The organism is Bacillus sp. FSL W8-0645 (genome assembly GCF_038007905.1).
Lineage (GTDB): Bacteria > Bacillota > Bacilli > Bacillales > Bacillaceae > Bacillus > Bacillus pumilus.
The window spans coordinates 2,017,510-2,038,920 of record NZ_JBBOYC010000001.1; the positions used below are offsets into that span (position 1 = coordinate 2,017,510).

At 41.1% G+C, this 21,411-nt stretch carries 28 protein-coding genes; 8 read left to right on the forward strand and 20 right to left on the reverse strand.

Annotation, left to right across the window (positions count from 1 at the left end; translation table 11 throughout):
• Window positions 1–60: 60 nt before the first annotated feature.
• Window positions 61–1,356: a glycosyltransferase family 2 protein gene (locus NST39_RS10070; protein WP_341028178.1), complete on the reverse strand. Its 1,296-nt coding sequence runs from the start codon at window positions 1,354–1,356 to the stop codon at window positions 61–63.
• 17 nt (window positions 1,357–1,373) lie between these two features.
• A complete protein-coding gene (cgeC, locus tag NST39_RS10075) occupies window positions 1,374–1,694 on the reverse strand; it encodes a spore maturation protein CgeC (protein WP_341028180.1) in 321 nt (106 codons plus the stop codon).
• A gap of 207 nt (window positions 1,695–1,901) precedes the next feature.
• On the opposite strand from cgeC, the gene NST39_RS10080 reads away from it, so the two are divergent.
• Window positions 1,902–2,303, forward strand: coding sequence for a hypothetical protein (locus tag NST39_RS10080; RefSeq protein WP_341028183.1), 402 nt, complete (start codon window positions 1,902–1,904; stop codon window positions 2,301–2,303).
• A gap of 15 nt (window positions 2,304–2,318) precedes the next feature.
• Window positions 2,319–3,281, forward strand: a complete 963-nt coding sequence (locus NST39_RS10085) for a CgeB family protein (protein ID WP_341028186.1) — start codon at window positions 2,319–2,321, stop codon at window positions 3,279–3,281.
• A 28-nt stretch (window positions 3,282–3,309) separates the two neighbouring features.
• On the opposite strand, the gene NST39_RS10090 is transcribed toward NST39_RS10085, so the two are convergent.
• Window positions 3,310–4,032, reverse strand: coding sequence for an acylneuraminate cytidylyltransferase family protein (locus tag NST39_RS10090; RefSeq protein WP_340960965.1), 723 nt, complete (start codon window positions 4,030–4,032; stop codon window positions 3,310–3,312).
• A gap of 243 nt (window positions 4,033–4,275) precedes the next feature.
• Here NST39_RS10090 and NST39_RS10095 point away from each other — a divergent pair, with 243 nt between their 5' ends.
• Window positions 4,276–5,304: an SDR family NAD(P)-dependent oxidoreductase gene (locus NST39_RS10095; RefSeq protein WP_341028189.1), complete on the forward strand. Its 1,029-nt coding sequence runs from the start codon at window positions 4,276–4,278 to the stop codon at window positions 5,302–5,304.
• A gap of 51 nt (window positions 5,305–5,355) precedes the next feature.
• On the opposite strand, the gene msrB is transcribed toward NST39_RS10095, so the two are convergent.
• Window positions 5,356–5,787 carry a peptide-methionine (R)-S-oxide reductase MsrB gene (gene msrB, locus NST39_RS10100; RefSeq protein ID WP_065098207.1) on the reverse strand — a complete coding sequence of 144 codons (432 nt, stop codon included), beginning with the start codon at window positions 5,785–5,787 and terminating at the stop codon, window positions 5,356–5,358.
• Window positions 5,784–6,320, reverse strand: coding sequence for a peptide-methionine (S)-S-oxide reductase MsrA (msrA, locus tag NST39_RS10105; RefSeq protein ID WP_044141185.1), 537 nt, complete (start codon window positions 6,318–6,320; stop codon window positions 5,784–5,786). Before msrA ends, msrB begins: the two co-directional genes overlap by 4 nt.
• A 155-nt stretch (window positions 6,321–6,475) precedes the next feature.
• Here msrA and NST39_RS10110 point away from each other — a divergent pair, with 155 nt between their 5' ends.
• The 3 genes from NST39_RS10110 (at window position 6,476) to NST39_RS10120 (ending at window position 7,989) form a co-directional block, all read left to right on the forward strand.
• Complete coding sequence (locus tag NST39_RS10110; protein WP_371475140.1) at window positions 6,476–6,895, forward strand: MarR family transcriptional regulator; 420 nt, start codon at window positions 6,476–6,478, stop codon at window positions 6,893–6,895.
• A 48-nt stretch (window positions 6,896–6,943) separates the two neighbouring features.
• Complete coding sequence (locus NST39_RS10115; RefSeq protein WP_341028196.1) at window positions 6,944–7,204, forward strand: DNA alkylation repair protein; 261 nt, start codon at window positions 6,944–6,946, stop codon at window positions 7,202–7,204.
• A 119-nt stretch (window positions 7,205–7,323) separates the two neighbouring features.
• Window positions 7,324–7,989, forward strand: a complete 666-nt coding sequence (locus tag NST39_RS10120) for a DUF4397 domain-containing protein (RefSeq protein ID WP_341028198.1) — start codon at window positions 7,324–7,326, stop codon at window positions 7,987–7,989.
• Window positions 7,990–8,019: 30 nt separating this feature from the next.
• Here NST39_RS10120 and ypmT read toward each other — a convergent pair whose 3' ends face one another.
• The 7 genes from ypmT to ilvA form a co-directional block, all read right to left on the reverse strand.
• Window positions 8,020–8,217: a protein YpmT gene (ypmT, locus tag NST39_RS10125; protein ID WP_044141182.1), complete on the reverse strand. Its 198-nt coding sequence runs from the start codon at window positions 8,215–8,217 to the stop codon at window positions 8,020–8,022.
• Window positions 8,218–8,239: 22 nt separating this feature from the next.
• On the reverse strand, window positions 8,240–8,806 hold the full coding sequence (locus NST39_RS10130) for a YpmS family protein (RefSeq protein ID WP_341028201.1): 567 nt from the start codon (window positions 8,804–8,806) through the stop codon (window positions 8,240–8,242).
• A gap of 9 nt (window positions 8,807–8,815) precedes the next feature.
• On the reverse strand, window positions 8,816–9,577 hold the full coding sequence (locus NST39_RS10135) for an SGNH/GDSL hydrolase family protein (RefSeq protein ID WP_065098210.1): 762 nt from the start codon (window positions 9,575–9,577) through the stop codon (window positions 8,816–8,818).
• A 69-nt stretch (window positions 9,578–9,646) separates the two neighbouring features.
• A complete protein-coding gene (locus NST39_RS10140) occupies window positions 9,647–10,237 on the reverse strand; it encodes an SCO family protein (RefSeq protein WP_044141179.1) in 591 nt (196 codons plus the stop codon).
• Between the two features lie 24 nt (window positions 10,238–10,261).
• The gene (locus NST39_RS10145) at window positions 10,262–11,104 is read right to left on the reverse strand and encodes a DegV family protein (protein ID WP_003215944.1); all 843 of its coding nucleotides are present in this window, start codon (window positions 11,102–11,104) and stop codon (window positions 10,262–10,264) included.
• Window positions 11,105–11,291: 187 nt separating this feature from the next.
• Window positions 11,292–11,543 (reverse strand): YpmP family protein, encoded by a 252-nt coding sequence (locus tag NST39_RS10150; RefSeq protein WP_003215729.1) that lies wholly within the window; start codon window positions 11,541–11,543, stop codon window positions 11,292–11,294.
• Window positions 11,544–11,579: 36 nt separating this feature from the next.
• Window positions 11,580–12,848: a threonine ammonia-lyase IlvA gene (gene ilvA, locus NST39_RS10155; RefSeq protein ID WP_044141220.1), complete on the reverse strand. Its 1,269-nt coding sequence runs from the start codon at window positions 12,846–12,848 to the stop codon at window positions 11,580–11,582.
• 181 nt (window positions 12,849–13,029) lie between these two features.
• Here ilvA and NST39_RS10160 point away from each other — a divergent pair, with 181 nt between their 5' ends.
• Both NST39_RS10160 and trhA read left to right on the forward strand, forming a co-directional pair.
• Entirely contained in the window at window positions 13,030–13,998 is a 969-nt protein-coding gene (locus tag NST39_RS10160) for a sigma 54-interacting transcriptional regulator (RefSeq protein WP_341028207.1), read from the forward strand.
• 14 nt (window positions 13,999–14,012) lie between these two features.
• Entirely contained in the window at window positions 14,013–14,651 is a 639-nt protein-coding gene (gene trhA, locus NST39_RS10165) for a PAQR family membrane homeostasis protein TrhA (RefSeq protein WP_044141175.1), read from the forward strand.
• A 34-nt stretch (window positions 14,652–14,685) separates the two neighbouring features.
• Here the strand turns inward: trhA and NST39_RS10170 are convergent, their stop codons facing one another.
• From NST39_RS10170 to ilvD, 8 genes are all read right to left on the reverse strand, one after another.
• Window positions 14,686–15,309, reverse strand: coding sequence for a lysophospholipid acyltransferase family protein (locus NST39_RS10170; protein ID WP_341028211.1), 624 nt, complete (start codon window positions 15,307–15,309; stop codon window positions 14,686–14,688).
• A gap of 19 nt (window positions 15,310–15,328) precedes the next feature.
• Window positions 15,329–15,814 carry a type 3 dihydrofolate reductase gene (gene folA / locus NST39_RS10175; protein ID WP_341028214.1) on the reverse strand — a complete coding sequence of 162 codons (486 nt, stop codon included), beginning with the start codon at window positions 15,812–15,814 and terminating at the stop codon, window positions 15,329–15,331.
• On the reverse strand, window positions 15,811–16,605 hold the full coding sequence (locus NST39_RS10180; RefSeq protein WP_044141172.1) for a thymidylate synthase: 795 nt from the start codon (window positions 16,603–16,605) through the stop codon (window positions 15,811–15,813). The genes folA and NST39_RS10180 overlap by 4 nt, the downstream gene beginning before the upstream one ends.
• 107 nt (window positions 16,606–16,712) lie before the next feature.
• A complete protein-coding gene (locus tag NST39_RS10185) occupies window positions 16,713–17,240 on the reverse strand; it encodes a phosphatidylglycerophosphatase A family protein (RefSeq protein ID WP_044141171.1) in 528 nt (175 codons plus the stop codon).
• Window positions 17,241–17,258: 18 nt separating this feature from the next.
• Complete coding sequence (locus tag NST39_RS10190) at window positions 17,259–17,876, reverse strand: YpjP family protein (protein WP_044141170.1); 618 nt, start codon at window positions 17,874–17,876, stop codon at window positions 17,259–17,261.
• A gap of 430 nt (window positions 17,877–18,306) precedes the next feature.
• Window positions 18,307–19,095 carry a class I SAM-dependent methyltransferase gene (locus NST39_RS10195; protein WP_106065466.1) on the reverse strand — a complete coding sequence of 263 codons (789 nt, stop codon included), beginning with the start codon at window positions 19,093–19,095 and terminating at the stop codon, window positions 18,307–18,309.
• 66 nt (window positions 19,096–19,161) lie between these two features.
• Window positions 19,162–19,596 (reverse strand): BrxA/BrxB family bacilliredoxin, encoded by a 435-nt coding sequence (locus NST39_RS10200; protein WP_003215999.1) that lies wholly within the window; start codon window positions 19,594–19,596, stop codon window positions 19,162–19,164.
• An 81-nt stretch (window positions 19,597–19,677) separates the two neighbouring features.
• Window positions 19,678–21,354, reverse strand: a complete 1,677-nt coding sequence (ilvD, locus tag NST39_RS10205; RefSeq protein WP_044141166.1) for a dihydroxy-acid dehydratase — start codon at window positions 21,352–21,354, stop codon at window positions 19,678–19,680.
• Between the last annotated feature and the right edge of the window lie 57 nt (window positions 21,355–21,411).

A 21,411-nucleotide genomic window follows, 5' to 3' on the forward strand; every position in this document is an offset into this window, starting at 1 on the left:
TGAAAACCCCACTTTTACTTGAAGTAAAGGTGGGGTTTGTCTACGGTCTGAGCACACCTCTTATGAGGAGTGCTTTCGCCCTGATGTTTGATAAAGAGACATATCGAATTCTTGCAGCGATTCCATATACAGCGGCACGATCGACTTCCCTTCCTCGAATAACGTAAATTGGGAAGGGTATAAATTAATTGGCTGATGATAAAAAGCAAATCGCTTTACAACCTCAGGGTCAATACGGCAAAAAGTATGATGCATCAGTAAATAGACATCTTGTTTCCATTTAAAGAGCCGCCTGCTTGGCGGATTAAATACTGGTGATACTTGAATCATGCCGCCCTCTTCATACATCTGAAGCCGTTCATTTGAAATCGTATAGATATCCTTAGGATGAAACTGAAAATATTGCACGTCACGCTTTGAAGCAAACCGCCTTTTTTTCTGACCTTCAATATAATAAAACGTTTTCCCATGATCTGCCGTGACAACTGTATAATTAGGTACTACCAGCATGTCTTTCATCTCATATTTCATTGCACATAACGACGGAACCCGAATGGCGCGCCTGTTTTTTTCGTTCACCCAGCACCTTTCAATTTCATGAAGATTCCCACCTGCGATTTGGTAGTAACCCCCTTCCTTTTCAATCACCGTTCCGTCAATGAGATCATACGGCATACTCGAAAACAAATGATGAAAGGAATGAGGCGTTTTATACGTTGTATCAAGTACATCTCTTAATGGAAAAAAAGCAGCAAAATCATTCAGCCTCATCCAAAAAACAGAATCTGCATGATGCCAGTATTTAGGCTCATCAGCCCAATATTGTCCGTATTTTTCATGAATGAGCGGAAGCAACCGCCTTCTGTGCATGACAGAACAATGGTCCACTTGAAAGGACGCATGCTCCAATATTTGGTCTGCTTCACGCACAAAACTCATCGTCTCTACTAATTGCTTATTAACATGCACGACCCGCTGCGAGGAATACACGATATCGATATGAGGCTTCGACTGAAAAACATCCACCATTTTCTGCAAACGATCTTGATGATACACAGTATCATCTGTTAAATAACAAATGAGCTCACCTGTTATACGGGTTAGCGCTTCATTAATAAGCGTCGCATACCGTACGGTTAACAGCCGTTTTGCAGGATGAACCGCGCGTGAATACAGATGAATGCGCTCATCGTCTAAATAGGGCTGGATCTTTTGGATGGTGCCTTGTTCTGAGCCATCATCCATAATCAGAAGCTCCCAATTTGAATACGTTTGTTCCACCATACTCTTTAGCACACGATCAATGAAATCAGGTTTATTGTAGCTTGTTAAAATCACCGATACTTTCATGATCATTATCCTTTTTAATTAGATTAAAAAGCCCCCCAGCTGACGATGTTCACGTAAGGTACATTCACTCTTAGCTGATTTGTCGCGTTTTTAAAGACCGCTACTGTATCAAAGAGCTGCACAACAACTACGTTTTGAAGGACATCTCCATTGACTAAATGAACGCGTGGCACTGGAATGCCAAGTTCAAGCCACGGACGAAGTAATTCTTTGATGTCTGACACACTCTCTTCCTCACTTTCTTCTAATAGACGAAGAAGAAGTAAAATCAAGATGACTTCAAGTACTCCTTCTGCTTCTAGTAATTCTTCGTTCCAATCATTTAATAATTGATCAAATTCCATTCATAATCCCTCTCTCTTCGCATTTAATCTTTACTAGAGTATGAGATTCACTTCATTTAGCCTCAGTATTTGAAAACATTTTTAAAAATGTGTGAAGTGATTAAATGATAAAAAGAACAAGGAATCAGCGCTCTGCTTATACCAAAAAAAATGAACGGCATATACATAGGGGTGAGTTTGAATTGATGAAGAAAGGATGGGAAAAAAATGAGCGACAAGCGTGCCGAATTAAAAAAAGAACTATTGAAAGTGTTTTTCAAACCGCTTACTCGTACATTAACAGTTAATCTTGAAGAAGGAGGCGTACAAATGGAAGAAAAATTAAATGATTTATTAAGTGAAGTGGCAGCCGAGGCATCACCTTCAGATTCTGCTACAACACTTGATGTATCGCAGCCAGCAAGATGGATTTTTGCAAGACTTGTACCAGGAACCATCATTAGCATTGTCACTGACTCAGGAGACTTAATCGGGCCAGTTCAATTCGTATCATTCGATGCGTCAACGGGTGTTGTATTTGTTACACAAGAAAGCTCAGTTACACCAACAGGCTCTGCAACGACTTTATTAGATGTAGATAAAGTTGAAAGTGTTACGTTCACATCTTAATGTGAGAGGGCCATCATGAAGTTTCTTTATATCAGCTCTGGCTACGGCGGAATCTATCACATGTTTGATCAATGGGTAGAAGAGAGCTTCATTGATTCCCCCTTTTCATGTGTAAAGATTGACCGAGAATCTCTACCCGCTCACATGCACAAAATCCGGACATTTTCTCCGGATTTTGTTTTGATGATGATCGGTGATCATGTTCCGAGCGAAGTGCTTCATCAATTCAAACAAGAAAAGATCCCGATTGTTTTGTGGATGACAGAAGATCCCTTTTATACAGATGTATCGGCTGCTTGCACACGTGATGCGCGGCTCATATTAACGATTGATGAAGGAGCTTTGCCACTTTACAAACGATTGGGCATAGGTCACGCCCACTACTTTCCCATTCCGACAAATACACGTATTTTTCAAAAAAACGAATCGCCTGAAGAGATGTGCAGCTATGACATTACACTCATTGGCTACCCTTATCCCAATCGCATGAAAGCCATCGATACACTCTTACAACAGAACAAATGGCGGATTCTCGTTGCAGGTAAGGAATGGCATCGCCTTTTAAATAAGTCACGAAGACATGAGCGAGGTCTCACATTAGTGACCAATTGGCTGAGCCCTCAGCAAATGGCGGACATCTATCAGCAATCAGCGATTGTTCTTAACCCGCACAGACCGGCACAATTTGCCTATAACAAAAACAAAGCCATGATTCAAAATGTAAGCCTGAACAATAGAGCGTTTGATATCGCTGCAGCTGGAAGCTTTCAATTGACGGATCTACAACCACCTCAAATTTTTTCAAGCTTCGCTTTTTATAAAGATGAGGACGATTTGCTAGAAAAGGTTGAATATTATGGATCAAATGCTGAGAAAAGAAAAGCAATCGCACGAAACAATTACGAACAAGTCGTTTCCTGGAATACATTTGAGTCATTTCCACACAGGCTTTATAAGATCGTAAAAAGCGCCCTATGACTGGGCGCTTTTCTCGTTGAAATTCATCTTATACATAACCCTCCGCATCTCGGCGAGCCAATAAGACTTTCTCCGCTTTCTCAAGGTCTTCCTCCTGTTTCACCACGAGTGATTTTTCGGGATCCATGATATACGCTCCAACAGATCCTTCTAAAAGGGAATGAATGCATTCTTTTGCATATGGAACATGAAAAGCATACACTGCTCCATTTAAACGACCATACGTATATGGCTGCTCATGCTTTGGCATGAAAAAGTAATGATTGTCCTTATATAAAGTGGCTTCATTATTCTCATGCAGTGTCCATGTTTCATTTGGGTTTTCTAGCGCCTCTGTAAAAGATGCCATGCAGTCATAGCTCCCTTCTACTAGAAGCTGCAAGCATTTCTCAATATCTTCCGGCTCTCTTAAAGGAGACGATGGATGCAAATATAAAACAATATCAAAGGTCTTCCCCTCACGCTCTAAATAAGCAAGCGCGTGTTTCACCGCTATGAGTGACGGTGTTTGTTCTGTTACATGACTGTCTGGCAGTTCAATCACACGAGCTCCGTAGTGAGAAGAAATGATTTGTGTATTGACATCCTCTGTAGAGACGATGATTTCGTCTAACTCAATCATTTGCAGTAACGGCTGAATGGTCCAATAGATGAGCGGCCGCTCCGCCAATACGCGAATGTGTTCATCATGCTGATCGCGCCTGCTTCTAAAAGCTGGTATCAAGGCTAAAATACGATTTCCCCTATACATGTATTCCCTTCTCCCCTCGCGCACAGCTCTCTTCATTATCTTCCGAGCTGATCGCAGTACTGAAGTGTTCAGGTCTCTCATTTTTCTACTTATTCTCTTATCTCTCCATATTCTATTAAAACGTCAAGCAGATGGTTATAATGTGTTCACCTAATTTAGATAGAAAGTGGTTCTTTTCCTCAAACGGATACCACTCTTTCACATATGATGCAAAGTAGAGAAATGAGAGTTGGGGGATTAGATATGTCCAAAAAGATAGAAACGAGTTTGAAGGCTTTTTTTCGTGACAAAACGATATTAGTTACAGGCGGTACAGGTTCAATCGGACGTCAAATTGTGAAAAAATTAACATCATGCTCTCCAAAAAAGATTATCGTCTTTAGCAAAGATGACAGCAAACAATACATGATGAAAAATGAGTATGGGGATCAGCCAGAAGTTGCCTTCGCTTTAGGCGATGTACGAGATGCAAGCCGCGTGAGACAGCTCGTCAAAGGCGTTGATATCATTTTCCATGCAGCCGCCTTAAAACAAGTACCCACTTGTGAAGACAATCCGTTTGAAGCCGTACAAACAAATATTATCGGCGGGCAGCACATCATTGAAGCCGCAATTGAACATGAAGTCAGTCATGTTGTCAACATCTCCACTGACAAAGCAGTTTCTCCGACAAATGCCATGGGTGCAACAAAATTGATTTCAGAAAAACTATTTTTCCAAGCAAACGAAAGTATTCCGAACCAAAAAACAATGTTTTGCTCTGTGCGTTTTGGCAATGTGCTTGGATCAAGAGGTTCCGTCATTCCCATCATGCTCCAGCAGTTGTTAAATGAAAAACCTTTGACCGTAACTGATCCTCATATGACACGTTTTTTTATGTCCATCGAAGAGGCTGTCTCCCTCACACTTCAAGCAGCCATCATGATGAAAGGCGGCGAAACGTTCATTCTCAAGATGGAGTCATTACAGCTTGCTGATCTCTTAAAAGCGTTTCATGAATATGCTACTCAAATCAATGTCACATCTCCGGAGATTCTCGTTGTCGGGAAAAGACCTGGAGAAAAGCTTCACGAAGAGCTTACATTTCCGCACGAAGCAGATGCACTATTTGAGCATGAACAATTTTATGCCATTTTACCACGACCAAAACTGCACGCTGACTTTCAAAAAGTCGACTTAACCAATTACACATCCAATGAAGCGCCTCTCATTACAAAAGAAAAGCTATTCCGCATCATTGAACAATTACATCACACGCATCATAAAAAATAAAAAATCGTCACACGGAAGCAGATGCTTTCCATGTGACGATTTTTCAATAGATCAATTAAATAGATGTTTCAAATCCCCATAGCCTTCTTTTTCAAGATCATCTTTTGGGATAAACTTCAAAGCGGCCGAGTTAATACAATACCGAAGACCATTTGGTCCTGGTCCATCAGGAAAGACATGCCCTAGATGAGAATCTGCTGTCTTGCTGCGCACCTCTGTCCGCACCATCCCATGGCTCTTATCCACCTTCTCCGCTACTTCCTCATCTTCAAGCGGCTTTGTAAAACTCGGCCATCCGCAATGGGCATCAAACTTATCTAAAGAAGAAAAAAGCGGCTTGCCTGAAATGATATCTACATAAATGCCTTCTTCTTTATGATCCCAGAATTCATTTTGAAATGGCGGCTCAGTGCCATTATTTTGTGTGACTTCATACTGCATTCGGTTTAATTCTTTTAGTCGTTTTTCTTTATCGTTTGTCATGATTTATCACTCCAATGGGACTCAATAAAACCCGCTCTGCCAGAACCGACATGATATCGTTCGTAGTGCATTTTGTTCTTTTTATAATAGTGCTGATGATACTCCTCTGCGGGATAAAAAGGAGCAGCATCTAAAATTTCTGTCACAATTGGCTTTTGGAAAGTGCCGCTTTCGTTCAACTTCTCTTTCGATGCCTCTGCAAGCTTTCTCTGCTCGTCATGATGAACATAAATACCTGTGCGGTAGGACTCTCCTCTATCACCAAATTGCCCGCCATCATCTGTTGGGTCTATTTGTTGCCAATACAGTTCTAATAGCTTTTCATACGGGAAAACATCTGGATCAAACGTGATTTGAACCGCTTCTCTATGTCCCGTTGTATTTGTACATACTTCTTCATAGGTCGGATTCACTGTATGTCCGCCAGTATACCCTGATTCAACTTTGATAATGCCCGGCTGTTCATCAAAAGGTTTAACCATACACCAGAAGCAGCCTCCTGCAAATGTGGCTAATTCTTGTTTTTCAGACATATTAGTGCCCCCTTCATTTAAAAAATGGTATCATCATATTATAACATGATGAAAAATAATGAAAATGATACGACTTGTATACCTAAAATATAAGAAAGCATTTTGTCGTATTTTACAATATAATGGGGGTTTGATGATTGGAACAAAGAAAAAAAATGATGTATGAAATGGATACTTTACTGAGAACCGTATTTAAGCAGATCCGTTATGAGATTAACAGCCTGCTCGAAAACGAATTATCTCGGAATGAATTTCTTATTTTAAATCTGCTTCGTGAGCAAGGTGCAAAAAAAGTAACGGAATTTGCGTCCATTCTAGGGGTGTCAGCAAGCCATATCACAGCTGTGACCGACACACTCGTAGAAAAGGGCTGGATCACCCGTATCCGTTCTAAAGAGGATCGCCGCATCATTAAAATCCACTTAACCGATAAGGGTAAGGAAATTACTGAGCATTTTGAGAAAAAGAAAACAGAATACTTTATGGAGCGATTTGAGTCATTCGACGACGAGGAACTAAAAACAATGATCAAATTATTTAAAAAGCTGGATAAAAGTCAAAAGGATGAAGCATAGAATTTAGCGCATTGGACATGCTACGGATAAAAAGAGGTGGAATCAACCATGACAAGCCCTTATCTTTGTCCAAACTGTAAAACGAACAGAACGCGCTTTAATCTGATTGAGCAGCTTTCAGAACCTGTGAAGCTGGACCCTGCGACCGGAAAAGTTGTCGAAAGATACGATGGAGAGCAGCTTTCTCCTTTTCACATGAGCTATCAAGGTCCTCAAATAAAGGTCCAGTGCGGTGTTTGTGGTCTCATTGAGGATGAAAAAACGTTCATTAAGCTAGCTGAATATCATCAATATTCTTCTCCATCTTAACATGCGGGCCTGACGGAAAACGTCAGGCTTTTTTCTATGCTTCTTTTGCCTATACAGATCGTCTTTTTCATGCATACGCTACAAAAAACACCATCGCATAAGAAAGTAGGGATTGATACATGCAGCAGCTCTTTTATCATAACCATCCATACCGTCCACTCGCTGCGGGCTTCGAGCACCCTCAAAGCAGCCCTTCATCCAAAGCCTTTATTCGGCTCTTTCACGCTGCCCCAGATCTTAGTGAGCTCACTGTTTATGTGAACCGGAATGAGGTTTTGAAAAAAATGCCTTACAGCCAGTTAACAGCTTATATGGAGTGGGATGAGGGAATGTATGAGATAGAAGTGTTCAAGCTAGCTACAGAACAAAGAGTTCTTCATTCTCGTATGATGATTAAACGTGACGAGATTTATACCCTATGTATCACAGGTGCGCATGCAGGTTTTGCGCTGCTGACAGAGCGGCAAGACCCTCTGATTCAACATGAGGACCTATCAGCTCTTACATTTGTCCACCTTTCTCCAGACCTTCCTTCCATTGATATATATGAACGTGATCAAGGGGTGTTAGCTAGGGAGCTTCACTATGTAAACAGCACTCACATTCATCATTTCTCCCCGAATAAATATCATTTTGAATTGAAAGCCGCCGGCACTCAAAGTATACTGCTTGATATCCCAAAAGTTCATCTGCAAGCCAATCGCGCATACCTCATTCTGCTTCATGGATTTGCTAATGGAGAGCCAGAGCTCATGGCGAAGGTGGTCTTGTCTCAGCAAATATAAAAAGAGCCTTTTCCATAAAGGAAAGGCTCTTTACGAGACATCTTCAGCTTTTTCTTGCTTTTGAAAATCAAAAGCAAGAATCATGATACCTAGAAATAATGCACAATAGGCAATATTTAAGTAAAACTGATCGATATTTTCTGCTCTTAAATCAGTGGCAGCTGTCATGCCAAAATACGCAGCAAATAAAAACGACAGTAAACTAAAATATTGATAGACTCGCTTCATGATTTCACTCCTGACTCACTTTCTATTGCTTTGGATGATAATATGAGAACTCAATTTCATCGTTCTGTAGATCAATTTTGTTTGCTTTCACATACATATCATTCGTCAGTGGCATTTCTGAAAGGCGCACTTCAACCGTTTTTTGATCCGGTTTCACATGAACGAATTCTGGCAGTTCATAGAACTGACCCATGTAGCTTAGAACAAAACTAATCGGAATGCTCAATTGTCCAATTGAAAGGCCATCCACTTTCAAAAGCACATCACCATTATCTTCGACAGTTGGCGTAAATGAGACGTTTGCATCAATCGTCGAAGAGAAAGCTTTAATGGCGCCTGTTACTTTCACATCTTGATCAATCGCCACATGAAAGTCTGGCATATCACTAGTCCCTTGATTTTTCAAGTAATCATTGATAAAGCTAGTGAGTGATTCCTTTGAGCTAGATATATTAAAAGAATACTCGCTTTTCAATTCTTTAGTTGAAGCGGATTGACCGCCTGGCAGCAACATCAAAATACCGCAGACAAGTACAATCAATAGATTGATTGCAAGTAAAATAAAAAATAAGCTTTTCCACTTTTTCATACGTTCACCCTATTCCTTCGGCAGTCCTTCTTTTTTCACTTTGGAGAATAAACGATTTGCCATAAGAGAGTACCCCTTTTGGTTTGGGTGGAAATCATCATCTGCCAGTAATTTTTCATCAGAATCTTCTTCAAATAAATCGGCCACATTGATCATATCAGCGTTGCCGTCTTTTTTCAGTTCTTTTTTGGCAACGGCATTCCAGTCTTTGACGACTTCATCAATATCTCTTAGCTCAGTGAGACTGAATTTAAAGGGGTTATACATGCTTACATACATGATCTTCGCATGGTCATTATGTTCTCTCAGTTGAGCAAGAATGGTTTTAAAGCGCTCCTCAAAAGGCCCCTGCTCTTTTTGAAAAGGAGCAAACGTCAAATTGAGCACATTTTGACGAACGACATGCATTAAGTCATTGCCGCCGATCGTAAAGAAAATATAGTCAGCATCTTTCAGGCCGTCTTGAACCTTTTTTTCTTTTAATCTTTTTAATAAATCTACCGTTCTACTGCCTTTAATGGCATAGTTTTTTAATGTGACAGATTGCACGCCGTCCACCGCTTCTAACTTGTCACGGGTCATGCCTGCATATCCTTTTTTTTGTTGATCTCCGATTCCTTCTGTTAAGGAATCTCCAACCGCTGCGATGGTAATATGTTCTTTTACGTCTTGTGTGTCTTCTAGTTTATCCTTTATGCCAGCCTCTTGCGCGGAACATGCAGAAAGAACAAAAGCTAGAGACATCACAATCAAAATCAAACGAGCCTTCAAACGATGATGTCCCTCCTTTTTCTGATTAAAAAAGTGTATCATGTTTTTGCTCATTTGAACATCTTTATGCTAGCTTCGGATCAGCGTTTTGATGTCCTTGATGATGTCATCATATGGTGTGTTTTGTACACCATCATAATTTTTCATCACTTTCCCTTCTTGATCAACTAGGAAAAACAATGACTGATGGATCACTTGGTCTTCATCTTCAGGTTTCTTCACAATGGTTTTAAAGCTTTTCATTGCGAATTTTTCGATCGCAGACTGTGAATAGCCAGTGAGGAAATCCCAATTTTTAAAGGATAAAGGATATGCTTTTGCAAATTCTTTTAGCTTTTTCGGTGAATCTACCTCCGGGTCCACGCTAAAGGAAATGATATGCGCATCCAATTTTTCTTCTTTTAACCGTTTTTGCAGCTCTGTCATATGTGCAGTCATCGGCGGACAGATCGTTTCACAGCTTGTGAAAATAAAATCTGCCACCCATACTTTCCCCTTCAAATCATCCAATGACACCTTTTGCCCATCCTGATTTTCATATTCAAACGGCTGTATTTGATAATTTAGCGCATCTTTGATTTGTCCATTTGAACATGAGACTAAAAGAAGCACGCTTATGGTAATAAGCGCACCAAGTGAGGCTCCCCTTTTTTTAAGCATGGTACGTCCATCCCCTTTTTCAAGTCAATCGGTATAAAAAGTAAAGCCTATTGCGCCTTTTCCAGTGTGACACGAAATAATCGGTGTTGTGTAGGCGATGTCAACAGGTGCTTCAGGTGTATGATCAAGCAGCGCTGATTTAAGCTTTTCAGCGAGTTCTAATGCATCTGCATGCGCTATCCCAATGGCTTGAACTGTTTTTCCTTTCACCGCCTGTACATACTGTTTGGTTAAATAGCGGACAAGAGCAGAATAGCTTCGCACATTCGCTTCTGGCGTGTATACCCCGTCTGTTAAGCTGGCAATTGGTTTGATGTGAAGAAGTGAGCCGATCAGCGCCTTCCCTCTTCCAATTCTTCCACCTTTCACGAGATTTTCTAATGTATCAATTGTGACAAATAGCTTTGTTCCAAGTCGGATTTTATCCATTTCTTTGATGATGTCTTCACGGCTTGCACCATTTTGTGCAAGTTCGGCTGCTTTGGTGACTTGAAACCCTAATCCATATGAAATAAAGTTTGAATCAATCACCGTGATGTTTCCGTCTACCATTTTCGAAGCGCTTTCAGCAGTTTGAACCGTACCACTCATCCCACCCGTTAAATGGATACTAATGACTTCGCTTCCATCTGCCGTCAGCCTTTCATATAATTCGACGAATTGACCGATCGCAGGTTGAGACGTTTTCGGCAATTCCTCAGCAGCCTCCATTTTTTCAATAAATTCATCTGGCTGTATATTTACTCGGTCAATATAATCAACCCCAGAAATGGAGATATTGAGCGGAATCACGTGAATGGAAAGATCATTGATTTTTTCTTGCGGAAGGTCCACAGTTGAATCTGTTACAATTTTAATTTGTTTCACTATCGTCTCATCCTTGCTGTCTTAGTCTTTACTTATGATATTACCTTATTTCGTGCTTACTTGAAAACAACTGTCATGACGTTTTTGAAATTGTCACATTTTCTTCTTTTCATGAAAAAAATCCTTGCCAAGCTGAGCAGCAGCCATTTTAAAACAGCCGCTCACTCCCTTTGACAAAGATTCCTTTTTATGCATTGTGTTTCAGTGTAGGCTCCTGATAGATCTGCTCATATGTGCTCCACTTGACGTTACGTTTCACATCCTCTCTGAAAGAGTACACAGCTCTCTTTCCTTTAGATACATAGACTTTTTTCAAGAAAGCTTCAAGTCTAAAGGTGAGCATGAAACGATACGGCTCATCTCCCTTTAGTACAGGAACTTCTGTTACCTTGATCTGAGCTCCATCCATCCGTCTAAAACATATTGTTTTGAGCAGCACAAACGATCAATCCTCTTTTCCAATGTTCTGTTACGCCTAAATAAATAGGTGGAATAAATCTTGATCTTTATTCACTTCAACATAATGGAATCCTTTTTTATTCATCCGTTCAATGAGCGCCGTATAGTCATCTCTTTCTTTCAATTCGATGCCAACAAGCGCGGGACCTTTGCTTCGGTTATTCTTTTTCGTATATTCAAAACGGGAGATATCATCATTTGGCCCTAATACTTCATCTAAAAATTCCCGAAGCGCACCTGCTCTTTGCGGAAAATTGACAATGAAATAATGTTGAAGCCCTTCATAGATCATCGATCGTTCTTTGATTTCCTGCATTCTGCCAATATCATTATTTCCTCCACTGACAATACAGACAACATTTTTCCCTTTAATCTCCTCGCGATGGGCATCCAGCGCTGCGATCGGAAGTGCGCCTGCCGGCTCTGCTACAATCGCACATTGATTATAAAGCTCTAAAATGGTTGTACATACTTTTCCTTCAGGTACAAGACTAATTTTATCGACAACAGACTGTAGCGATGTAAACGTCTTTTCGCCAATCCGCTGAACCGCTGCTCCGTCTACAAACTTATCAATGGAATCAAGTGTCACAACCTTGCCCTTTTCATGGGAAGCATGGAGTGAAGCTGCGCCAAGCGGTTCGACGGCAATGATTTCGGTTTCTGGGGCGATATTTTTGATATATGTACCAACTCCAGATAACAGACCTCCACCTCCAACACTTGCAAATAAAAAGTGAGGCTCCACTTCGATATCATTTAATATTTCTACAGCAGTCGTTCCTTGTCCTGCCATCACATCCAAATCATCAAACGGATGGATAAACTCGCGCTTCTCTTCATCTCCGCATTTAACTGCTTCATGATATGAATCATCAAACGTATCTCCGGTTAAGATAATTTCAACATATTCTTTTCCGAAAAGCTCCACTTGAGATACTTTTTGTCTTGGTGTCGTAGCAGGCATAAAGATTTTCCCGTGGATACCTAGATATTTACAAGAATAGGCAACACCTTGTGCGTGATTTCCTGCACTTGCGCAGACAATGCCGTTTTCTAGTTTATTTTTTGGAAGCTGACTCATTTTATTAAAAGCGCCTCTTAATTTAAAGGAACGAACTACTTGCAGATCCTCTCTTTTTAAGTAGACATTACATTCATATCGTTCAGAAAGTCGCTCATTTTTTTGAAGAGGTGTATGAATCACTACATCCTTCAAATTTTGATGGGCCTTTAAAATATCTTTCACTTGAATTAGCGTGTTTTCTTTGAGCAACGGTTTCATGTACAAGATCCTTTCTCTTTAACCTTATTTAATTTGTCATTATAACATGAATATTCAAAAAATAAACTGATAGATCATGGATCAAGTATAAATTTCATAAACTTTTTCGTTTTTCTGTACATTTGGTTTTATTGGGTGTTACAATTGAACCAATAAGAACCATAAAGAAAGGAACCACCCGATGACCACACATTCGTTTACGTCTATATATGGAGAACATCAAGAAATGAAGCGTGCCATTCACCTGGCAAAGCAATTCACAAAGCACGAGCAGCCGGTCTTGATCACAGGAGACATTGGCACAGGCAAAACACGATTTGCCCATGAAATTGCTCATGCATCGGCTCCAAACGCTTCACTGACACATCTATATTGCCCCATTTTAGATGAAGATACCTTGCAGAAAGCCTTCACGGAAAAGACCCGTCAAATCCTTTATTTAGACGAAATCGCCGCATTAAGTATTCCTATGCAGCATCAGGTCATTCGTTTTCTGGAAATCTCTCCTGCAACAAAAATCATTGCCACTTCGTCTTTATCAATAGAGGCATTGAGGGTTTCATCTACCTTTTTACCTGAGCTGTTTTATCGGTTAAATGTTTTCCATTTGCCTTTGCCGTCATTAGCAGATCGAAAAACTGACATTCCTGTGTTAACAACTGCTTTCTTTCAGGAGCTGAGCATGGCGCCTGATATTGATCCAAGTGTTTGGGAAACCTTGGAGGAGTATCCGTTTGAAGGAAACGTACAGGAACTCAAAAATATCGTTCATTATGTTGCAGTCATTCTCGAGGGGCAAACGGTATTTTTACACCACCTGCCGCCTTTTGTGTTAACCCCTCTTTCGCCGGAGGTAAAAGGAAAAAAGGAAGATCATCAGCTCACACTAATGGAAAAACAAGAGTTTGTTTTCCTGCTAGAAGCCATTAAATCTCTCAATGAGAAAGGTGAAGCAGCCAGCAGACGCATCTTGTCTGAATTAAGCAAACAAGGCGACATTCCGCTGACCCCTCAGCAGGTGAGGAGCCGATTAGATGATCTTGAGAAAAAAGCATACGTGACGAAAGGAAAAGGCAGGGCCGGCACGAAGATTACACTTGAAGGTCTTTCATTCCTGAAGTCACTTGATGGTTATATACCGGTTCAATAAAAGGAGGACATCCATTGTTTACTGTAAAAGAAGAAATTGCAAACGCCATTACACATGGCATTGGCGTTATTTTATCCATACCAGCCATTGTTTTTCTCGTGTTATTCGCTGTTCAATACGGCACTGTCACAGAGATCATCAGCTTTTCGATATTTGGCGCGTCCATGTTGCTGCTTTATTTAAGCTCGACCTTGCTTCATAGCATTCGGCACAAAAAAACAAAAGATGTATTTGAAATCCTCGACCACTCGGCTATTTATGTATTGATTGCTGGTACCTATACGCCCTTTTTACTAGGACCATTAAAAGGCGCACTCGGCTATACGCTTCTTGCGATTGTATGGGCTCTTGCTGCTGGCGGGATTGTCTTTAAAATCTTTTTCGTCAAACGGTTTATCATTGTGTCCACCCTCGTTTATTTATTAATGGGCTGGATGATTATCATTGCCATTAAACCACTTTACATTCAATTAACGGGCGCAGGATTTGGCCTCTTACTATTAGGCGGTCTTTTGTATTCGGTCGGAACCATCTTTTATATTTGGCGTAAAATCCCTTATCATCATGCGATTTGGCACAGCTTTGTGCTCGGCGGAAGTGCGTCGATATTCTTCTGCATTCTCTTCTATTGTGTGAACATTCCTGCTGCATGAAAAAACCAGCATCCGAAAGTGGATGCTGGTTTTTTTATGCGCGCTTTTGGGCGTAATCGCTCATCATGACAGGTGCTTTAATATGAATATCAACGTTAACAGGCCGCAGCCTTTTCACGACTTTTCCAGCTAATAGACGATCCGTTCCACTTGTTTCAATCGGTACAAGCGGACAATCACAATCTTCAGCAAGTGCCTCTGCCATGTGACGATGTGCTTCTGAAAGCAATACACTCTGCCCCGATAAGATTCTTTCCTTTGCTTCTTCTAACAAGGCATCATCAGATTGATTCTGATGCATAACCGCCATCTTCTTCAGCCATTGTTTTAAAATCGGATATCGAAAAAGATTCGGCTTTGCCATGAAAGCAAATGGCTTCTCAAGGTGACCAATCAATAATGTCGTCGTGGCTGGATTCAGTGCCTGTGTGATATAAATAACGGGTCCATCTGGCAGCTTCTTTTGCTGGTGAATGGTCATGACTGATCCTGACTGGTCAATACATCCCCGGGCAAACCTTTTTGCATGCTCATGAATGAGATGCATTCGTTTCGTATAGGAAATGCGTGGATCAGTTAATTCATGGGCATGCAAATGCCTCAAACTTTTACAAAAGGATACAACAACATAAATCGTTAAAACCCAATAACGAAACAACCGTACTCCTCCTACTCATTTATCCTTTTTTGTCATATACGGCAAATTCATAATTGTAGGGGTTCTTTTCGTCACGATGGCCTTTTTCGCGTGATACAACCGTCCATTCGTTTTCATTGTAATCAGGAAAGTAGCGGTCTCCTTCAAACGCATGGTGAATATGCGTGATATATAGACGATCCGCATATGGCATCATTTCTTCATACAGCTTAGACCCGCCGATGATAAATAACTCTGTCTCGCTTTCCCCAATTGCCAAAATATCGGCAATGGAATGGACAACCTCGCATCCTTCTGCTTCAAAAGAAGAACTTGTTGTCAAAACGATATTTCGGCGGTTAGGTAGCGCTCGTCCAATTGATTCAAACGTTTTTCTGCCCATGACAATCGTATGACCGCCTGTGACCTTCTTAAAATACGCTAAATCAGCTGGTAAATGCCAAGGCATTTGATTATCTTGACCAATGACTCTGTCTTTTCCTGTCGCCACAATCATCGAAATCATACACTGACTTCTCCTTTGATATGCGGATGCGGATCATAGTTCTCAAGTACAAAATCATCGAACGTGAAATCAAAAATGCTCTTCACATCTCTTGTGATGCGAAGCTGTGGAAGCGTGCGTTCCTCGCGCTCTAGCTGCATGTTCACCTGCGGAAGATGATTCTGATAAATATGTGCATCTCCTAGCGTATGAACAAACTCTCCTGGCTCAAGATTTGTGACTTTGGCAATCATCATCGTGAGAAGAGCATATGAAGCAATATTAAATGGCACGCCTAAAAAGATATCTGCCGATCTTTGATAAAGCTGGCAAGAAAGCTTACCGTTTGATACGTAGAATTGAAACAGACAATGACATGGTGGCAGTGCCATTTGATCAATTTCAGCCGGGTTCCAAGCGCTGACGATCAGTCTTCTTGAATTCGGATTATGCTCGATATCGTGGATCAGCTTTGTGATCTGATCCACAGTCTCACCGTCCCCACTAGCCCAAGATCGCCACTGCGCTCCGTATACACGGCCCAGTTCGCCATTTTCATCTGCCCATTCGTTCCAAATACGGACACCATTTTCCTGAAGATATTTGACATTTGTATCACCTTTTAAAAACCACAGTAACTCATGAATAATTGATTTCAGGTGCAATTTCTTTGTTGTTAACAGCGGAAATCCTTCCTGCAAATCAAATCTCATCTGGTAACCGAACGTGCTGATTGTGCCTGTTCCCGTTCTGTCACCTTTTTCATCCCCGTGCTGTAATACATGACGGCATAACTCTTTGTATTGTTTCATTTTTTTCATCCTTTATTTATGTTCTTGTTGTAGTTTACCTTATTTCCGCTTTTGTTTAAACACCAAAAAAACATGCCTGCATAATCATGAGCAGACATGTTTTTCTTTTATACTTGATTCACTCGATCCTGCTCTTCGTCCTTAATATCTTGGTGTGAGTGAGCAATACGGCTAGCTGCTGCTGCGGCAAGCGCGGCGACAAGATCATCAAGGAAGGTATGCACTTCACCTGGACGACCTTCATCTAATTCTCTGATAATACCAAATTTCTCTTTATCTAAATAACCGAAGTTGGTCAAACCGATTGATCCATATACATTGACAATGGAAAGCGGAATAATCTCATCAATTCCATATAGCGGCTCATCTGTTTCAACTAAGTGCTGCAAAGGTTCTGGCAACAGCTTTTTTTCAGCCAGCTGATCAAGGGCAAGTCCTGTTAAAACAGCATGGACAATTTCCCTTTTATTCAACACTTTTTCAACATTTTCAATACAGACACTAAGTGGAAGGTTTGGATGATATTTTTCTTGAAGCTTTAGCACAATGTGTGCAATATCTTCAATTTTCACTCCGCGTTCGTTTAACATTCGTTTTGTAATCTGCACCATTTCGTTCATTGTATACTTTTTCAATTGGCATGACATCTCCTTCTAGTGGCTCATCCAGCTCGGCGGGGTGTTTTTGTCCCAGTAAATATTACCGAGTTCATGATGCGTCTGGAATCCATCTTCTGCTGTATGGTAGTGAAAGTTAAACCAATATCCGCTGTGTGGCGGCTGATCTCTTCTCACATGAAAACGGAGCAAATCTTCTCCAGTCTTCCGGTTGTAGATGTGAAAGATTTTTTCGCCATTTCCGCTTGAAGGCTGATCAGTTAACACAACATCTTGAAATTTTTCGTCATCTTTGAAATTTGTTAAAACATCGGTTAACACTTGTTCAATTTTCGGTTGAATCTCTTCTCTGTACTCGTCTTCAATGACAGGTGTGATTTTACGGCCGAATTTGAGAAAGGATTGATTTTCTGCACTTGATAGAACCTCTTCCTTATATTGCTCAAAGGGGTCTACCTGCTCTTTGCTTGCCTCTTGCGATCGTTCCCAGCTGCGCAATTCATCTGATGTATCATAAACTGCTGTATAAGGCGTTTTATCAGGTGAAGAAAGTTCAGATGGCTTGTCTGTCATCAAAGCCGACGGAGGAGAGACCAAACCAAAGGTTGCAATTGTAAAGAGCGCAACAAGCGTTTTTCTCATCCACATCTTCATGATATCTAATTCCTTCCATAAGTTATCATACTGCTATTCTAGCATATAATGAATTTTCAGTCATTCAATTTGGTCACTGATTTGAGACTTTCTTTTTTATAATAAAACGTTTACAATGACAGTACAGTCAACTAAAATTTGGGAGGAATAGGTATGCTTGAAGGCTTTTTCGTCACAGCTTCCTTGCTGACACTGTTTTATTTTGTCTATATGGAGATTACGGATTAAAAGCCCTTAGAGAGGGCTTTCAGCGTGTAGACAAACCCTCGCATTCGGTGTCAGGTCTGCGCGCTGGTGCTCACGAATGTTCAATTCGCTCCGCGCCAGTGCTCGGCCTTCCTAGACTTCAAAGGTTTTCTATCACGCTGAAAAGAAGACAAAGGGCTAAAATAAAGAACATTTTAGCCCTTTGTCAACAATCTGAAAGCCCTTAGAGAGGGCTTTTTTCTTTCTCGATATATCCATAATGAAATTGGGCTGTTTTTCGTTTGATGACATGAAATTGGTAACAGTCCGCTGTAAATCGTGTGCTTTTCCAATGATCTTTTAACACCACTCTTTTTCTTGCCACCCTTAATGCTTCTTGCACGGCTGCTTCGTGATCAAAGTCGTGCTCTGCCGCATGACGCAGCGGCGCTATACTTGTAGATTCTTGAATCGTTTCCTCAAACATCGGATCAAAATAGACGATATCAAATGAACAGTCAGGATACTTCTTTAGTTGCTCGATACTGTCTCCACTAATAACAGAGATCCGTTTCATCGCTTCATCAGCTTCCTCTATCCCCGTCTCCCATGTATTCAGTCCTTCTCGCACAAGTAATGCCGTAATGGGATTCTTTTCAATACCGACGACCCTTCCATTCCTGCCTATCGCACAGCTTGCAGTTATCGCATCAGACCCTAAGCCAAGTGTGCAATCTAAAAAGGAATCGCCCGGCTTTAGCTGTGCTGCTTCAATTAAGGGATCCTTTTCTTCGCGCAAGAGCCGCTTCACCCTGAACATCGCTGAGCTTGGATGAAAGAAAAACTTTTCACCATTTGGCTGATACCATTCAAATCTTTCTTTCCCGACAACAAGGACATCTCCTCGTTTTATCGCAAGCTGTTTGACAGATTGTTTGCGTCTTTCTACATACTCACCATGTAAATCCTCTGCAAGTGCCTTTGCTGTTCCAATCGTTTGTTCATTTGCTCTAAAGCTTGTTGTAATGAGCATATCGTTCCTCCATCATGATCAAGAAAAAATGCCCTGATCTAGTTACAGGGCATTTCAACACGTGTATTAGCAATGTTTTTCAAATGCAGTTAAGACATTTTTCATGATATCTTCCATTTCGTGACCTTCAATTTCGTCACGTGGGATAAAATGAACGAGTTCATTTCCTTTTAAAAGGGCCATAGAAGGAGATGATGGCTCTTCACCAGTGAAGTATTCTCTCATTTTTGCTGTTGCTTCCCGGTCCTGCCCAGCAAATACTGTGACGATTTTGTCGGGCGCTTTTTCTGCCTTCATCACAGCTTGAGTCGCTGCTGGGCGTGCTAAGCCGGCAGCACAGCCGCATACAGAATTAACAACAACAAATGTTGTTCCTTCAGCTTCTTGCATCGTTTGTTCTACTTCTTCTTCCGTCGTTAGTTCTTGGAATCCTGCACTTGTGAGCTCTTGGCGCATTGGCACAACGAGCTGGCGCATATATTCTTCATATGCCATTGACATAAAAAAGCCCCCTCTAAAATCCTTATGTTGTGAATAAAGGATACTATAGAGAGAGACAATTTTCAAATGTTCTATTTCAGATTAAATTTTCATGATTCCGCCTGTATTGGCTGAGGTCACAAGTTTTGAATATCTGGCAAGATAGCCCGTTTTCACTTTTGGCTCAAAGCCTTTCCAGTTCGCTTTTCGTTTTTCCCATTCTTCCTCTGGAACCTCTACGCTTAAAATGCGCTGCTCAATATCGACGACGACATGGTCACCATTTTCAACAAAGGCAAGCGGGCCGCCCTCAGCTGCTTCAGGAGAGACGTGTCCGATAGACAAGCCACGAGAAGCGCCGGAAAAACGTCCGTCCGTAATTAAAGCAACCTTTGGTCCAAGTCCCATCCCGACAATTTGTGAAGTAGGAGCAAGCATTTCTGGCATACCAGGTCCGCCTTTAGGTCCTTCATAGCGAATGATGACAACATGTCCTGCTTCTACTTTTCTATTAATGATGCCTTCAAGAGCTTCTTCTTGGGATTCAAATACGATTGCAGGTCCTTCGTGACGTGTGATCCCATCTTGTACCCCGCCCGTTTTAATGATGGCTCCATCAGGCGCAAGGTTTCCAAATAAAACGGCTAAACCGCCCTTTTCAGTAAATGGCTTATCGATTGGATAAATGACGTTATAGTCTTTGACCTCATGACCTGCAATGTTCTCACCAAGTGTTTTCGCTGTGACGGTCATTGTATCTAAATGAAGTGCGCCTTCTTTTTTGGACAATTCATTTAGCGCAGCTGTAACGCCGCCTGCTTCATGTAAATCCTCAATATAAACATCCGAAGCTGGAGCAAGTTTTGATAAATGAGGCACACGCTCTGCTACTTCATTGATACGTTCAAGTGAATATTCAACACCTGCTTCATTTGCGATCGCCAGTGTGTGAAGAACTGTATTCGTTGAACCACCAAGTGCCATATCTAATGCAAATGCGTTATCAATTGCTTTTTCAGTCACAATATCACGTGGTTTAATATCCTTTTTAATGAGCTCCATTAGTTGTTTTGCTGACTTTTTCGCAAATTCTCTTCGCTCTGGTGATGTCGCCAAAATCGTTCCATTTCCAGGAAGAGCAATTCCAAGTGCCTCTGCTAAACAGTTCATTGAGTTTGCTGTAAACATACCTGAACAAGATCCGCAGGTCGGACAGCCAAACTGTTCTAATTCATTTAATTCCTCTTCGTTAATTTTACCTGACTGGTAAGCACCGACGCCTTCAAATACAGAAGAAAGAGAAATCTTTCTGCCATCACTTGTTCTACCCGCTTCCATCGGTCCACCGCTGACAAAGACCGTCGGAATATTGACACGCATTGCTGCCATCATCATCCCCGGTGTAATTTTATCGCAGTTAGGAATACAAACCATTCCATCAAACCAGTGAGCAGATACAACGGTTTCGACAGAGTCAGCAATGATTTCACGGCTTGGTAGTGAATATCTCATCCCGATATGACCCATTGCAATTCCATCATCGACCCCAATCGTATTAAATTCAAATGGGACCCCGCCAGCTTCACGAATGGCTTCTTTCACAATCTTTCCGAATTCCTGAAGATGGACATGACCTGGGACAATATCAATATAGGAATTACATACAGCAATAAATGGCTTGCCGAAGTCCTCATCCTTTACCCCCGCTGCTCTTAGTAAGCTTCGGTGAGGTGCTCTGTCAATTCCTTGTTTAATCATATTACTACGAAGTTCTGCCATCTGTTTAAAAAGCCTCCTATACTACAAGTCTTGTTGACTGTATGATTTTGAGTTGAT

Excerpts from the sequence above, each read along its gene's own strand:
- ilvD (WP_044141166.1), bottom strand. The coding sequence starts at position 21,354 with ATGGCAGAACTTCGTAGTAATATGATTAAACAAGGAATTGACAGAGCA.
- ypmT (WP_044141182.1), bottom strand. The coding sequence starts at position 8,217 with ATGAAGCGAGTCTATCAATATTTTAGTTTACTGTCGTTTTTATTTGCT.
- NST39_RS10130 (WP_341028201.1), bottom strand. The coding sequence starts at position 8,806 with ATGAAAAAGTGGAAAAGCTTATTTTTTATTTTACTTGCAATCAATCTA.
- NST39_RS10070 (WP_341028178.1), bottom strand. The coding sequence starts at position 1,356 with ATGATCATGAAAGTATCGGTGATTTTAACAAGCTACAATAAACCTGAT.
- NST39_RS10195 (WP_106065466.1), bottom strand. The coding sequence starts at position 19,095 with ATGCTCATTACAACAAGCTTTAGAGCAAATGAACAAACGATTGGAACA.
- NST39_RS10190 (WP_044141170.1), bottom strand. The coding sequence starts at position 17,876 with ATGAAGATGTGGATGAGAAAAACGCTTGTTGCGCTCTTTACAATTGCA.
- NST39_RS10110 (WP_371475140.1), top strand. The coding sequence starts at position 6,476 with ATGATGTATGAAATGGATACTTTACTGAGAACCGTATTTAAGCAGATC.
- NST39_RS10200 (WP_003215999.1), bottom strand. The coding sequence starts at position 19,596 with ATGTCAATGGCATATGAAGAATATATGCGCCAGCTCGTTGTGCCAATG.
- NST39_RS10140 (WP_044141179.1), bottom strand. The coding sequence starts at position 10,237 with ATGCTTAAAAAAAGGGGAGCCTCACTTGGTGCGCTTATTACCATAAGC.
- NST39_RS10090 (WP_340960965.1), bottom strand. The coding sequence starts at position 4,032 with ATGTATAGGGGAAATCGTATTTTAGCCTTGATACCAGCTTTTAGAAGC.
- NST39_RS10085 (WP_341028186.1), top strand. The coding sequence starts at position 2,319 with ATGAAGTTTCTTTATATCAGCTCTGGCTACGGCGGAATCTATCACATG.
- NST39_RS10180 (WP_044141172.1), bottom strand. The coding sequence starts at position 16,605 with ATGAAACAATACAAAGAGTTATGCCGTCATGTATTACAGCACGGGGAT.
- NST39_RS10115 (WP_341028196.1), top strand. The coding sequence starts at position 6,944 with ATGACAAGCCCTTATCTTTGTCCAAACTGTAAAACGAACAGAACGCGC.
- NST39_RS10120 (WP_341028198.1), top strand. The coding sequence starts at position 7,324 with ATGCAGCAGCTCTTTTATCATAACCATCCATACCGTCCACTCGCTGCG.
- ilvA (WP_044141220.1), bottom strand. The coding sequence starts at position 12,848 with ATGAAACCGTTGCTCAAAGAAAACACGCTAATTCAAGTGAAAGATATT.
- NST39_RS10160 (WP_341028207.1), top strand. The coding sequence starts at position 13,030 with ATGACCACACATTCGTTTACGTCTATATATGGAGAACATCAAGAAATG.
- NST39_RS10080 (WP_341028183.1), top strand. The coding sequence starts at position 1,902 with ATGAGCGACAAGCGTGCCGAATTAAAAAAAGAACTATTGAAAGTGTTT.
- msrA (WP_044141185.1), bottom strand. The coding sequence starts at position 6,320 with ATGTCTGAAAAACAAGAATTAGCCACATTTGCAGGAGGCTGCTTCTGG.
- folA (WP_341028214.1), bottom strand. The coding sequence starts at position 15,814 with ATGATTTCGATGATTGTGGCGACAGGAAAAGACAGAGTCATTGGTCAA.
- NST39_RS10095 (WP_341028189.1), top strand. The coding sequence starts at position 4,276 with ATGTCCAAAAAGATAGAAACGAGTTTGAAGGCTTTTTTTCGTGACAAA.
- msrB (WP_065098207.1), bottom strand. The coding sequence starts at position 5,787 with ATGACAAACGATAAAGAAAAACGACTAAAAGAATTAAACCGAATGCAG.
- cgeC (WP_341028180.1), bottom strand. The coding sequence starts at position 1,694 with ATGGAATTTGATCAATTATTAAATGATTGGAACGAAGAATTACTAGAA.